The 13,671-nt window shown below is 59.0% G+C and carries 13 protein-coding genes; 11 read left to right on the top strand and 2 right to left on the bottom strand.

All coding sequences use genetic code 11. The features are described 5' to 3' along the window. Positions 1 to 75: 75 nt before the first annotated feature. From MUO32_RS05145 to MUO32_RS05090, 11 genes are all read left to right on the top strand, one after another. Positions 76 to 3,057, top strand: a complete 2,982-nt coding sequence (locus MUO32_RS05145) for a tail length tape measure protein (protein ID WP_257947187.1) — start codon at positions 76 to 78, stop codon at positions 3,055 to 3,057. A 2-nt stretch (positions 3,058 to 3,059) separates the two neighbouring features. After that, positions 3,060 to 3,782 carry a hypothetical protein gene (locus tag MUO32_RS05140; RefSeq protein WP_257947186.1) on the top strand — a complete coding sequence of 241 codons (723 nt, stop codon included), beginning with the start codon at positions 3,060 to 3,062 and terminating at the stop codon, positions 3,780 to 3,782. Beyond that, positions 3,782 to 4,384 (top strand): hypothetical protein, encoded by a 603-nt coding sequence (locus MUO32_RS05135; RefSeq protein ID WP_257947185.1) that lies wholly within the window; start codon positions 3,782 to 3,784, stop codon positions 4,382 to 4,384. The genes MUO32_RS05140 and MUO32_RS05135 overlap by 1 nt, the downstream gene beginning before the upstream one ends. 14 nt (positions 4,385 to 4,398) lie before the next feature. After that, positions 4,399 to 4,875: a hypothetical protein gene (locus MUO32_RS05130; RefSeq protein ID WP_257947184.1), complete on the top strand. Its 477-nt coding sequence runs from the start codon at positions 4,399 to 4,401 to the stop codon at positions 4,873 to 4,875. Further along, entirely contained in the window at positions 4,811 to 7,393 is a 2,583-nt protein-coding gene (locus MUO32_RS05125) for a hypothetical protein (RefSeq protein ID WP_257947183.1), read from the top strand. The genes MUO32_RS05130 and MUO32_RS05125 overlap by 65 nt, the downstream gene beginning before the upstream one ends. A 63-nt stretch (positions 7,394 to 7,456) precedes the next feature. Further along, positions 7,457 to 10,057, top strand: a complete 2,601-nt coding sequence (locus MUO32_RS05120) for an SGNH/GDSL hydrolase family protein (protein WP_257947182.1) — start codon at positions 7,457 to 7,459, stop codon at positions 10,055 to 10,057. A 12-nt stretch (positions 10,058 to 10,069) separates the two neighbouring features. Then, on the top strand, positions 10,070 to 10,855 hold the full coding sequence (locus MUO32_RS05115) for a hypothetical protein (RefSeq protein ID WP_257947181.1): 786 nt from the start codon (positions 10,070 to 10,072) through the stop codon (positions 10,853 to 10,855). Between the two features lie 257 nt (positions 10,856 to 11,112). Next, complete coding sequence (locus MUO32_RS05105) at positions 11,113 to 11,772, top strand: peptidoglycan-binding protein (protein WP_308311255.1); 660 nt, start codon at positions 11,113 to 11,115, stop codon at positions 11,770 to 11,772. Between the two features lie 25 nt (positions 11,773 to 11,797). After that, positions 11,798 to 11,974 (top strand): hypothetical protein, encoded by a 177-nt coding sequence (locus MUO32_RS05100; protein WP_257947180.1) that lies wholly within the window; start codon positions 11,798 to 11,800, stop codon positions 11,972 to 11,974. 5 nt (positions 11,975 to 11,979) lie between these two features. Continuing rightward, positions 11,980 to 12,225 carry a hypothetical protein gene (locus MUO32_RS05095; protein WP_257947179.1) on the top strand — a complete coding sequence of 82 codons (246 nt, stop codon included), beginning with the start codon at positions 11,980 to 11,982 and terminating at the stop codon, positions 12,223 to 12,225. A gap of 117 nt (positions 12,226 to 12,342) precedes the next feature. Further along, positions 12,343 to 12,471 (top strand): hypothetical protein, encoded by a 129-nt coding sequence (locus MUO32_RS05090; protein WP_257947178.1) that lies wholly within the window; start codon positions 12,343 to 12,345, stop codon positions 12,469 to 12,471. 377 nt (positions 12,472 to 12,848) lie between these two features. On the opposite strand, the gene MUO32_RS05085 is transcribed toward MUO32_RS05090, so the two are convergent. Both MUO32_RS05085 and MUO32_RS05080 read right to left on the bottom strand, forming a co-directional pair. Continuing rightward, complete coding sequence (locus MUO32_RS05085) at positions 12,849 to 13,022, bottom strand: hypothetical protein (protein ID WP_257947177.1); 174 nt, start codon at positions 13,020 to 13,022, stop codon at positions 12,849 to 12,851. Between the two features lie 240 nt (positions 13,023 to 13,262). Beyond that, positions 13,263 to 13,499 (bottom strand): hypothetical protein, encoded by a 237-nt coding sequence (locus MUO32_RS05080; protein WP_257947176.1) that lies wholly within the window; start codon positions 13,497 to 13,499, stop codon positions 13,263 to 13,265. Positions 13,500 to 13,671: the final 172 nt, after the last annotated feature.

Raw genomic sequence — 13,671 nt, 5'->3', positions numbered from 1 at the left:
GACGCCATCCTCTTCATACCACATTCCCTTGAAGCCCGCCTTGCGCGGGCCTCTCCATTTTAGGATGAATCTGCCTTGGCTGACAACTCCAACGACGACATGATTATCGCCATTGGCGTTGACATCGCCACGATCCGGCGGGGCATGAAGAAGCTCGAGCAGGAGATCGGTTCCTCCACCAGCAAGGTGCAGAAACAGTTCGACAGCCTAGGCCGAGGCATCGACAATGCCATGACTACGGCGATGCAAAACCGCATCAATGCCATGGTTGGCGTCGGCACGAAGGGCGCCAAGGAATGGACCGGAGCGCTCGCCGACCAGGGCAAGGAGCTCGAGCGCCTTCGCACCAAGTACAGCCCGCTGTTTGCGACGATCAATAACTACAAGACCGCGGTGGCGGACATTCGGCGCGCACATGCTATCGGCGCAATCTCAGCCGACGAGATGACGAGTGCCATCCAGCGCGAAAGGCAGGCAGCCCTCGCGAGTACTGCAGCGATCAAGGGGCGAAACGCTGCGCTGAAAGATACCCTTGGGGGAAGGAATTCAGGCGGTGCGTTTAACGCGTCTAACCTTGCCGCTCAGGGGTTTGATACGATCACCACGGCCCCATTTATGCCGTGGTATACGGTGGCTCTTCAACAGGGCCCGCAAGTTGCGGCTGTTTTCAACGACATCAAAGCAAGTGGACAATCTGTCGGCCCAGCGGTTGCCGGAGCTTTTGCTCAAATCATAAACCCGATGTCGCTCGTTACGATCGGGTCGATTGCAGCGAGCGCAGCGCTAATTCAGTATTTTAGTGCTCTAGAATGGGGTGGGGCCAAATCAGAGGAAACTCTGAAGAGGGAAGCCGAACTCGTTGCTGGTGTGGTGGCTAAGTGGGGGGATGCACTCCCCGCCCTCAAAGCATACAACGACGAACGTCAGAAGATAGCCGGAGACAGGGAGCTTGCGGAAGCACTCCAAGTTGGGAAAAGCGCCCAATGGGATGATCTGCGGAAACAAATGGCGGACGTGAATGTTGAGTTCACGGCGCTGAAGACTGACATCCAGCAGAGTAGCGACAATGTCGATGGAATCGTTGCACTCCAGAAGGCGTTCAACGATCTTCAGTCAAGGATCGACAAGGGAACCGCCACAGCCGCTGACGCCAAACGCGTGCAGGATGCGCTCGCCGGGTTCATCTCGGAAACCGGCATTCCGACGATCGCGGACTTCGCGAAGCAGTTTGATATATTGGCCGCAGCCATCGCCAATGCGTCGGGGAAGGCGAAGACGTTTGATCGTGACGCCGCTATAGCGTTGACTTCCCGGCACCCCAGTCGCGGAACATATGGCGGTATGGAGCGTACTGCCGATGGCACAATGGGTGGCATCGGGGCTGTCTTGCCTTTCAATGGACCCACCCCGGAACGCCGTCCGCTGATTGAGCTAGATGGCTTGCCTGGCGCAGACAACGCCGGCAAGAAGCAGGAAACAGCCGCACAGAAAGCGGCCAACGCTTACCGCGATCTGATCAAGTCTGCCAACGACCGCATCGGCCAATTGCAGCTCGAAATGGAGCTCACTGGTCAGTACGGTGTGGCGACGGATGCGGCGCGATTCCGTCTCGAATTGCTTCAGCAGGCAGAAGACAAGGGCAAGTCGCTTAGTCCGACACAGCGTGCGGAAATCGAGCAGAAGGTCGCGCTGTACGAGAAATACTCGCAGGCGCTGTCCGAAACCAAACTACAGCAAGACCTGCTCAACGCTGCGCGCTTCAACTCCCTGTCGCAGACGGACCAGAAGGTCATCACGACAAAAAGGCAGTATGGGCTTTCCGACGATCTCACCGATAGCAACGCGCAGGCGATCCGGCAGTCGTTGCAGCAGGAGGAGATCGCCGACGGCTTCAAGTCGTTTGCGATGCAGTTCTCTACTGGACTCATATCGGAAGGGAAGAGCTTAGGCGAGGCGTTCGGGGATGCGGTGAAGAGTGCCGCCGCCAGCGCGATGCAAAAGTCACTGGAAAGTCTGTTCTCGCAGATCGATAGCGCGCTAGCATCTGCCCTGATGCCGAAACTCGGCGGGGGAGCCAGCGGCGCGTCGTTTTCGGCGACGACTACGCTGGGTGAACTGCTTGGCGCTGCTGCTGCCCCTGTGGGCGCTGTTTCCCGTTCGGCGTTGCCGGCTGCTCTGCCTACTGGCGACATTGCCTCCTATATCACGCAGGCGGCTATTAAGCGCGGCATCGACCCGGCTATTGCCCTCAAGGTTGCCAAATCTGAGGGCGGCCTGGATAGCTGGAATCTCCAGTCGAACTTCGTCAAGAATGGCGTACGCGAGCCGTCGTTTGGCCCTTTCCAACTCTACAAGGGCGGCGGACTCGGCAACGCCATGATGAAGCAGACCGGGCTTGATCCGGCTCTTGCGGCTAACGGCCCTGCTGGCGTTGATTTTGCACTCGACAATGCAAAGAAGAGCGGATGGGGTGCGTGGTACGGCGCTGCAAAGGTCGGTGTCGGCAATTGGGACGGTATCGGGAAGGGCGCCGACACCGCTGCCGCTGCGCTCGAAAAGATGGCCTCGGCTTCTACCGAAACCACCAAAGGCCTTAGTTCACTCGCGACCAACCTGACATCTGGCATTGGGGGTGCGTCTGGAGGAATAGACCTCTCTGGCCTGTTCTCCTCCTCGTTCAAGCCGAACACGACGCTGGGGAACTTCCTCAAAGGGATGCCTGGCTTCGACGGCGGCGGCAACACAGGCATGGGCGCCAGATCGGGCGGCCTAGATGGAAAGGGCGGCTTTCTGGCGCTCATGCATCCACGCGAAACAGTCACAGACCACACCAAGATCAACGCCCCACGCGCACCCCGCCTCACCCCGTCAGGTGGGCCGCGCACCATTCGAAACGAGTCCGCTCTAACCGTTCAGATTCAAGGCGCCAACGGTGACGACCATGTCCGCATGCTTGTGCGGCAGGGTGTCAATGAAGCGCTTGCTGGTCAGAATGACCAGATGCGGCGCGGTGGATTTGGCTCTGTGCAGGCGAGTTACCAAACAGACAAGGGTTAGCTATGGCATTCATCGGCTTGCCGACTGTCGACATTGACTTCCTTGCGCCTGAAAGGGTGCCAGTCGACGTTAGAGGTGCCGCGCTTGAGGGGGGCCGACCAATAGCCGGCGAGCCCGCCGCTTCGGAATTGTCCGGCGGCGGGCTCATCTCCGCATCCTATGAGAGCTGCAGGATCACCACAGAGGAGCAGCACGAATATGTCAATATGCTCAGTGCGCGCCTGAATGGTAGCTTCCGGCTCATCAACGTGCCAATCCCCACAGACTGGTGGGGCCCCTTTCCTAAGATTGGCGGACTAAGCGCGCCGTACTTGACTGGTATTCCTCACTCAGATGGCGGGCTTTTCAGTGATGGAGCCGGCTATAGCCAGGCCACCGTATGGGGCGAAGTATCGACCGATGCATCGCTGAATGCCGGCGTTCTGTCGCTGACGACCACAGGTCTATCCCGCCGACTTCGGCACAGTGATTGGTTCTCGATTTACCACCCGACAAAAGGATGGCGAGCCTATCGATACTGGGAGGTCATCTCCGCTCCGTCGAGCACCAACGGTACGTATACGCTGGCGATCAACCCACCTTTGCGGGAAGCGGTGACTGCTGAGACACGTGTCGAGTTCGCCCGCCCTCGTTTCGTCGGGCGTTTCCCGGCCGACTTTACTCTTCCGTCCGTGACCGAGGCATTCTTCTCGATTAAGCAGGACATGCGCTTCGTGGAGGCTTGATGAGCGATTGGGTTCCATCCAACGTCACCGACGCGCTGGCCGAAAGCCACCAGCTTGGAATTTTTCTTCACATATCCACGTCGCCGCCGCTACGGGTTTGGCTCGGCGTCAACGACATTCCGATACAGATCGAAAGCGTTGACGAAAGCGGCGCGGTCTACCTTGGTGGCGGACGCCTCATTGGCGTCCCGACACTTGAGACGCTGGTGAACGGTACTGCGGATAGCGTCGAGTTCGCGATTTCAGGTGTCGACCCGACAAGTGGTGCGCGGGTTTTGGCGAGCATCCCGCCAGTGCGAGGAGCCGACGTGTTTGTCGGCATCACGACGCTCGATAACTATTACCAGCCGATGAGCCAAATCGTGCCGCTATGGCGCGGCACGGCCAGCCACCCGACAGAGTCCAGTCCGACCGTGATGGGCGTGGAGAACCGAACCCTGACGCTTGGACTGGTAATCGCGGCTGGCAGCGAAACGCGAAGTCGCCCAGCGCGCTCGATCTGGTCTGCTGCTCAGCAAAAGGCAATCTCGCTGACAGACCTCTTTTGCGACAACACTTCCCGCATGGCTCGCGGCGTGTCGCCGGTTTGGCCGAACTACTAATTTCGCGAGAACTCATGGACATCAAGAGCTTTCTAAGCTTGCCGCATCGGTTTCGATGGGGCGGGGCAGTCGGCGACGACTGCATGACGTTTTGCGCCACCTGGATAGCCGAGCGGTCAGGGATCGACCCGGCGTCGGATCTTCGCGGCTCCTACAGTACACGTGCGGGCGCCAACGCAATCATGACCATTGCGGGCGGTGCGGTGGCGTTCATGGACGGCCGCCTGCTGCCGATTGGCGCCACGCGCACGGACGCTCCGGAAGATGGAGACGTCGGCCTCGTCCGCATGTTGGCCGGCGATGACGCGGGCGAAGTCGTCGTGACGGATGTTGGGGCAATAAGATTTGGCCCGCTTTGGGCGTCGATCTCTCCTGCAGGAGTTATCGCCCGCCGCGCCGAAATGGTCGCGGCATGGAGGGTTCCACTTGAGTTTTCACAGCCGAATGATGCTTCAGCGCTACGGCCTGGGGCACACGACATCTCTCTATAGCCAAGTCGTATTCGACCCGATCTTCACGCCGATTTTTGCGGGAACGGTGCTCGGCAATATAACTATAGCTGGTATTTCTGCCGCAACAATCGCCTCAGCCATCGCGACGACCGCGCTGTCCATCGGTCTGCAATATCTCCTTGCACCGAAGCCTCCGAAGCCGGATGACGGCAAGCAGCCTGTAACGCAGGCCATCCCGTATCGGCAGTGGGTAGTCGGTCGCCGTCGCGTCGCTGGTGCATTTATGCTTTGGGAGGCGAAGGGCTCGAAGCTCTATGCGGTTCAAGCAATCGCTGGCCACCGCATTAACGCCATTACAAAGCGTTGGCTGCATGACGACGTTGTGACGATCGACGGTGGCGGCAACGTTCAGCCTCTGGCGGACGGTCGCTATGGATACGATCTCATAGCACTTGACCACCGCATCGGGTTGCCCACCGAAACGGCTTACGCTCCGATTGTAGCCGACCTGTCGGCGGACGCCGTGTGGACGAGTAATCATCGAGGCGACGGACAAGCCTCTCTGTCGCTCATCGCAAAGACACCCAAAGCGAAGGAATTCACCACTAAGTTTCCATACGGCGCGCCGCGGTATTCCGTTGAGGTCGAAGGCGCAAAAGTCTGGGATCCGCGCGATCCAGCCCAGAGTCCGAGTTCTCCGTCGACATGGACCTATTCCCGCAACGCAGCACTCATCATGCTTTGGCATCAGTGCTTCTCGGAATTTGGCCACCGTCGAGACTACACGCGAGCGATCTTGCCTGTCATCGACATGTGGAAGGAAGAAGCCGACGTTTGCGATGAAGATGTGGCGCTCAACGGGGGCGGAACAGAAAAGCGCTACCTGTGCGACGGTTTCGCTACGGCGGAAAATGACCCTAAAGTCGGCACAAACGCTATTCTCGCCACCTGCGATGGCTGGCTTTGCGAGCGCGGGGATGGCGCGCTTCTTTTTGTCGTCGGGAAGTTCCGCGAGAAATATTGCGGGGTCCTGAAAGACCGTGACATCACGGGTTATCAACTTCAGCATGATGTTTTGTTCAAGGATGAATGCAACCGCCTCATCCCCAAGATTACCCATCCCCTGACCGACTACACAACCACTGATACTGACTTCTTTGAAGATACAGCTGCGCAATTGGTTGCTGGTCGAATCCTGGCGCAGGAGGCCGACTACGGGTGGTGCACACAGTGGAGGCAGGGAAGACGCCTTGGCATTCGCGATTGGCGTAGGTTCAAGGAGAAAAAGAAGGGGGCTTTAGACGTAAGGCTGTCAGGCATCAATGCGGTCTACAAGCGCTGGAACAGGATGGAAACTCCGATGGGGTTGCCGTCTCTGGACGGCGCGGTCGTTGAAAACCGTCGGTCTGTTCTCGCCCTGACGAAGGGCGGCTTTACGATGGATTTTGTGAAGCATCCCGTTGATATAGATGCGTGGAATCCGGCAACCGACGAAGGCTCCGCGCCCCCTGTCCCGCCAAAGCCGGCAATAGCGAACATCCCAACGCCAGATATCGATTCAATCGTGGCTAAAGCCAAAAGCGGTGGTGTTTATCTGGCGCTGTCAATCGTGGACCCTGATCACAATGACCTGTCGCTCTCTGTCAGGTATCGGATCAAAGATACAGGCGCAGGATCTCCGGGAGAATGGGTCGAGCAGATATTTAATGACGCTTCCCCTTCTGCGGGGTTCATAAAGGTGAACTCTGCTCCCGTTCCACCGGATTATCTGCTTGAGGTTGAGTCGGCATACATCACCTCAAAGGGGAAGTATGGCAATTGGTCGCCAGTTTCCGAGATTTTTTCGACCGCCGACCCCGTGGCACCGCAGGCGCTGGATACGTTCACCCAGACCGCTTCCGCGCCTCATCTCGGCAACGCGGTGTTTTCGTTCAAAACGAAGAACGATCCGCGTGTAAAGACTGTCGATATCTACCGGGTCGCAACGGGTGCGAGCTTCAATCCTGCTCTCCTGACGCCTGTCTTCACGCAAGTCGCCGTTGCCTCCACCACGTACGGCTGGACGGACGGCGACACGACGCGTGTGAATGCGCTCGCCAATGGTAACTTTGCTGCGGATACGGATTGGTCAAAGGGGCCTGGCTGGTCTATTGCAGCCCACAAGGCAACGCATGCCACCGGAAACGCAGGCACCTTGTCACAATCGCTAAGCCCGGCGCCCGGTGACGATGTCGGTTCATTCTGGCGGTGGTCTGTGACTATCTCCGGCATGACGGCAAACATCCTCGTCCCGCGCTTGACCGGCGGGACAACCGTCGGCGGGCCGTCGCTGTCGACGAATGGGACGTTTCGCGGCTCGCTCACGTCGGTCAGTGGCAACAACGCATTCGCGCTGGCCGCCGGAGCGCCGTGGGACGGGTCTGTTGACGACGCAGTCCTCTACAAATCGTCCGTCACCTGCGCGCCCCAAGGCGTGTGGGATTATTACGCCGTGCCGCGCAACGGTTCTGGTGTTCCTGGCCCAACCAGTGGCCCGATCACCGTAACCATCATCTGACGACCCAAAAATCCGAGAACTCTGCCCTGCCATTGGCGGGGCGCTTCCGCATGGAGAAACGCCGTGGGCGCACTTTTCGATTCTGCCAAGGTCACCTATTCGGCCGGCCCATCGGCAAATCCGGACAAGCCGAAGAAGGCCGAGATTATCGCACTGTTTTCGCTTATCGAAAACATTGTTGGCACGACGCTTTCGGGCTTGATTATCGGGAATGCCGCGCTCTATGCGACGCGTTCGGCGATGTATGCGGCTGCGGCCCGTCCGTCCGGCTCTATCGGTATTGTCTACAACGACAGCACCGCCGCCTATAACGGCGCATATGTCACCAATGGCGGGACGGGATCGGGGGCATGGACGCTCACCAATCTCATGTTGCCATCGACGTTCGCCGCAGAGCTTGCCGCAGCCTTGGCCGCTATCGCTGGCTTCGAAGCCGACATTGAGGGGAAGCTCGACAGCACGCTGGCTGCGCTCTCTACGCTTCTTGGAACCGCCACCACGCTTGGCTCTCCGGCTGACGCAGACACCCTGCCGATCCGCGACAGCGAGTCCAGCAATGTGCTCAAACGCGTGACCTGGTTGTCCATCAAGACGGCTCTTAAGGCTTACTTTGACGGGCTGTACCCCAGCGTGGGTGTGTCGACGAAGGCAACCCCCGTAGACGCCGACCGGGTGGGATACTTCGACAGCGAGGCGGCGAACGCCCCCAAGCGCCTGACTTGGGGAAACGTCAAGACGGCTCTTAAGGCTTACTTTGACGGGCTGTACCTGAATTATAATGTGTCAACGAAGGACACACCCGTAGACGCTGACCGCATCGGGTATTTCGACAGCCAGGATGCGAATGCCCCTAAGCGCATGACCATCGCGAACCTGATGGCGGCGGTCAAGGTCGTCACGGATGGACTTTATCCGAGCAAGACCATTGCCACTGACCGGCTCCTCGGGCGTGATACCGCGGGCACGGGCAACCTTGAGGCTATTGCACTCCACAATAGCCTGGCCTTCTCGGGCTCGGGGCAGATCGGCCTTGCTGATATGGCGCAGGCCACGATCAAGGGGCGTGTCGCAGGCGGTGGAACTGGCACGCCGACGGACCTGACGCCCGCGCAGGTCCGCACGATGATCAACGTCGAGGACGGCGCAAACAACTACATCCACCCGTCGGGCGATGGCAATTCCCACGTTCCGGCCACAGGCACGGTCAACAACCGCAAGTTCCTGATGGCCGGAATGACTGCCGGGTCGCAGGCGTGGCAGGCTGCCAACAAGAGCGATGTCGGTCTTGGCAACGTCGACAACATATCACTTCGGGAAGTCGTCCTCATGGATCAGGCCTGGGACAACACAATCACCCCGTTGTCCATGTTCAAGAATTCTGCCGGTCGGTGGGTGATGCCGACATACCTCAAGGGTGGCCTTTTCGGCGCCACTGGTCTCACTTCTGACTTTTTGTCTTACATCTGGGATCAATTCGAGCCTCTCGTGCCGGTCGGCGACGTCGATGTGCTGACCAGCGAATTCCTGCCGCTATGGGTTTTCAAAAATGGTAGCGGCGTCGAAGTCATGCCGGTCTATCTCAGAAACGGCCTCTTGGGCGCGACGGGTCTCGACCCGGATCTGATGGCTTACATCGCCGAAAACATCGGCGGCCAATATACGGACGGCACAAAGCTGCGCCGGGTCTACAATGCCTTGGCGGCAAAGGTCTCTCCGGTCGTCATTCTTGGGAATGGCGAGAGTTGGGAAGACTCTCTGGCCATCCCGCAGGCGCAAGCCGATATCCTCTACGCGCGATTCGGCAAGAGCGCGCAGGGGCATATGACCGCGCGTGGCACGACAGGGATCAACGGAGTAACGCAAGCCCTCTCCGGTGGCTGGACGCTGACGGACATAGATTTGGCGGCCCCCACGCGCAGACTTGGGGTCGATGGTTATGCGATGCACACCAGCCTCGACACGGACACATGGGTCTATGGCACCATGGATTTCGACGAGGTGTTTGTCTTCTATGACAACTCCGGATCCGGCACGTTCCGCACCAAGATCGGCGGCACGGTGGTTTCGACAGTTGTCGGCAACGGCACGGCTACCAGCGGCGTTGCCCATATCACCAGCGCATCAGGTGGCGCATCACGGGTGTTCGCTCTCGACACCGTCGGCAACACGGGCGAGGTCTCCATCACGGACGTGTTTTTCTTCAGCTCGACGCTTGGCGTCGCCTATTGCAAGGCGGGCAACAGCGGGACTAACGCGCAGCAATGGGCTTGGATTAGCGCCAACTTTGCTGACATCGCTGCCTCGATCGTGCCGGATCTGCTGCAACTCCGTCTCGGGATCAACGACGTCAACCAGAACACGCCGATTGCCAATTTCAAGACGCACCTGACCACCTACGTCACCAATGCCCGCGCTGCGTGGCCGGGGGTCGAAATCCTGCTGTGCATGTGCCCGGAGAGCGGCGGGGCCGGCGCGGCATCTCGAGGCGTTTATGCGGAAGCGATGCTCGAGGTCGCGAAGGCCAACAACTGCGCATTCTTCGACAGCGCCATCATCGGTCCCTACTCGGAGACATCGGCCGATGGCCTCTGGCTGGACGTCAACCATCTCAACGACGGCGGCGCGCGCAGCCTCGCCTTCCACCAGCACCGTCACCTTTTCTGAGGAGGCCACACCATGGTCAACGTCATCCGGAACAACCTGATTATCCCGGGCAGTGGGCACCTCCCGCTTTCGGTCGCACAGCCTTTCCCGTTCGACATGACAGCATTCCCGCCCAGTCTGCTTCGTCTTTTCGTTCCGCAGCGCTCCAACGAGGCGGCGCTGCGGAACTACGTCAATGTCGCCGTCCCCGGCGTGGTGGTGGGCGACCCTGTATACTACGACGCCGATCTCGGCGCCTTGCTCGGGGCGGGCTCGTATATCAACGCAGGCGTGGATTCACCCTCGGCCTTTACCTACTTCGGCGTCGTTCAGAAGAAGACGGGCGTGGTTGCCAACAATACCAAGATGTCCCTTCTCGGCAACTACAACAACGTTGACACGGGCTCGAACGGCATCGGGGACCTTGTCCTCTTTGATAATGCGGACGTTCTCAAGGTGCTTGCGTCGCTCGGCGCTGGGACCGGGACGATCACGTCATCCATTGCCGTCAACGATATCGCGGAAAGTGCCTGGATGTTTTGGGCGGCGACCGGGTCTGTGGCGGCCGGCGTTACGATCTATCGGGGCTACGGGGGGTCTGTTACCAGTCCAGCGCCTTCGGCGATTGCCAGCCGCCCGAACTCCAACACCGGAACGAACCTGCGTGTCGGCTATCACAAGCACGCGAGCAGCTATACCGGAAAAGCGGTCTCCGGCCTGCTCGGCATCGCGCCCGTCGTGCTCGACGAGGCGGGCGTGACCGCCATCTACAACTATCTCCGCGGTGACTTTGCCGACTACTACGGCATCACCTTCTAAGGCTGCAATCCAAGGGGCGTCACCATGGCAAACCGCAAGCGCACCGCGGTTGGGGTCGTGCACGTCACTGCCACGCCTCCGGGCAGGGACAGAGTGCACGGCAACTCGATCCGGCAGGGTCTGGAAAACCGGATCGAGGCGCACCGAGAATGTTTGGGGAATTTCACGGTGGCAATATAGTGCGCAACTTTATCGGGATTGTCAAAGCCCCGACAATCTCATTCCGCGAACATCATTAACGGAGATGGGAAACCTCCATGACCACGACCCTGCAGGTGCAGGAGCGCTTGATTGCGCTCGGCTACAAACCGGGACTGGCCGACGGTATCGACGGGCCGAAGACGCGGGAAGCTTTGAAGGCATTCCAGCGTGACAAAGGCGTGACAGCGGACGGAATCGTCGGCCCCCGTACGATTGCTCTGCTTTTCCCACTCACCTCGTCCAACCCCATCGCCTCATCGATCGCCTCGACTGTGATCCTGAAGCAGCCCGAGGCAACGCGGAAGATCACGGAGATCATCGTTCATTGCACCGCGACGCCAGAGGGGCGGGAGGTCTCCGTCGACACGATACGCTCATGGCACCTCGCCAATGGGTGGAAGGACATCGGATACCACTATGTCGTTGCCCTCGACGGAACGGTGCGGCCCGGCCGGGCAGAAGCGCAGATTGGTTCGCATGTCGCCGGCCACAATAGCGGAACCATCGGTATCGTCTACGTAGGCGGCGTCGCAGCGGATGGCAAGACGCCGAAGGATACCCGCACGGCAGCCCAGAAGTCGGCGCTGCTCGACCTCGCAAAGGCGCTGATCGCCAAATACCCGGCAATCAAGGAAGTCGCCGGCCACAACCAATATGCCGCCAAGGCCTGCCCGTCGTTCGATGTGCGCAAGGATGCGCTTGGCTCGCTCGTCTGATCCCAACTCAAGAGAGGAAATGACCATGGATAAGATTTCGAAAGCGATCGCCGCGGCTGCAGGCGGCGCGATCGGTGGCGGCGTATCTGGCGCGGTTTTTCTCCCAGAAGGCTCGCCCTGGTACGCCTATGTGCTGATGGCCGCCATTACCACGGCGTTACCTACACTGCTCACCTATTTTGCGCCCAAGAACGCCGGGTGACGTACATGAAAGAGCAAGCGGAACCGGTAAGCGCCATGGCTGAACTCCCGAAGGAAACGCGGGAGTTTCTTGCCCGTCTTCGCCCGGATGATCTCGAAACCCTCGAGGATGGCGTTCGCCTGATTAATGCGGTGAAGACCGTCGGCACCTTCTTCAAATGGCTGATTGTAGGACTTCTCGGCTTCGTCGTCGGAGCAGTCATGCTCTACGAGAGCATTGTCAAAATAGTCGGGTGGCACCGGGGAATCTGATGCCCCTAATCGAGACACATTTCCGCCATTCATTATTGATTCACTTTCTTTGTCGGCGCATATGCCGCCCTCGTGTGAGCGAGGAATGCCAACGGTCCAATTTGGGAGAAGGTACGCATGGCTAAGTACATTGTTTCTGCGCTTTTCGCGCTTGCTGTCGTTTCGACGGGTTCCTCGGCGTTCGCCGGTGCCAATCATTGCGGCGGTGGAAACCCCGCGCATTGCTCTGGCGGCAAGCCGGTCTAGGCGGACCAAGCCAAATCAGCGTTGGCGGCCCCCGGGGATCAACCCCGGGGGCCTTTTTGTTCGGGTTTTCGATCGGATTGCACCCGCTTTTCTTCAGCGAGTTGAGGGGGGGGCAGATTGGAGGCATTGAGCGCGGGTAGCTGCTTCAACACCATATAGTGGACAGAAATAGGCTCATGCTACAATTGGGCCATCGTCTGGTGTCGACGCCTTTGAATGTAATGCGATACTTTCGCTGCCCAGCCGCGCGCTACGCAGTCGGGCATTTTTCTTCTCCCGCGCAACTCGCTCTTCCTCTGCTTGGTGTTTCGCAAATCGCGCGCTCTCGTCGAGGTCCCCCCAGAGCGAACCGTGAGGAGCACGCGTTTTGTCATAACTCATGGCTGGTCTCCCGCAACCTCTACGCCGTCAACCTCGGTGCGGTTTCCAGCCCGTGTGTCGGCATTTTCGATCAGCGCCATTCGCAAGAGAAAAACAAGCAAATGACGATCTTCCTTAGCTGCCAACGAAGCAGCTATTTCAACAAGCCTCGCGATATCCGCCTTATGCACTCCAGCCTCCAGCTACAACGTGTTGGATCGACCTGGAGCGAAACGTGGCGGTATCCAGGACCCACTTTAAATTGTTCATAAAGTTACAACCAGCATCGCGCTCGGATGTTCCCGCCACATGCTATTCGGCCCGGTCACATCGCCAGGAGGCCTCGCGACACACAGTCTGCCCACGGCATCGAACGCGGCAGAGATGTGCGGCCTGCGCTACTATTGAACGACATCGTCGCGTCTTTTTGCTTAATCGCCTTCGGCAATGCCATAGAACATACGCGCGGACGCCTCAGCGACAGCACGATGCTTCGCGGGGTCGTATGCCGAACCAGGAAAGGTTTCGAGAAGGTACTTGGCGAAGCTCTCCAGCGTCGCTGGATCCTTTGCAAACCATGGTTGGCTGGTAATGTCGTCGAAGATCTGTTTCAGCGAAGAAAGGTCTTCGGGTGCAAACGAGCCAGTAGCGGTGGAGTGCCATATCATAGCTTGCCCCTTTCCAATTGGGGCGAAAGCTCCTTAGCAATCCAAGACGGCGCCCTCATCAACTGCCGTCCATTTGGAATTCATATCCCGTCTCCCGACGATGTCGAACCCTTCGACGCCTCATCGAAGAACCGTACGTTTTCGTACAGGGCTCATGCCCAAATCCACGCGG

Origin of the sequence: Shinella sp. CPCC 101442 (assembly GCF_024704725.1) — a bacterium.
GTDB lineage: Bacteria > Pseudomonadota > Alphaproteobacteria > Rhizobiales > Rhizobiaceae > Shinella.
This window is presented reverse-complemented; position numbering and strand designations above follow the sequence as displayed.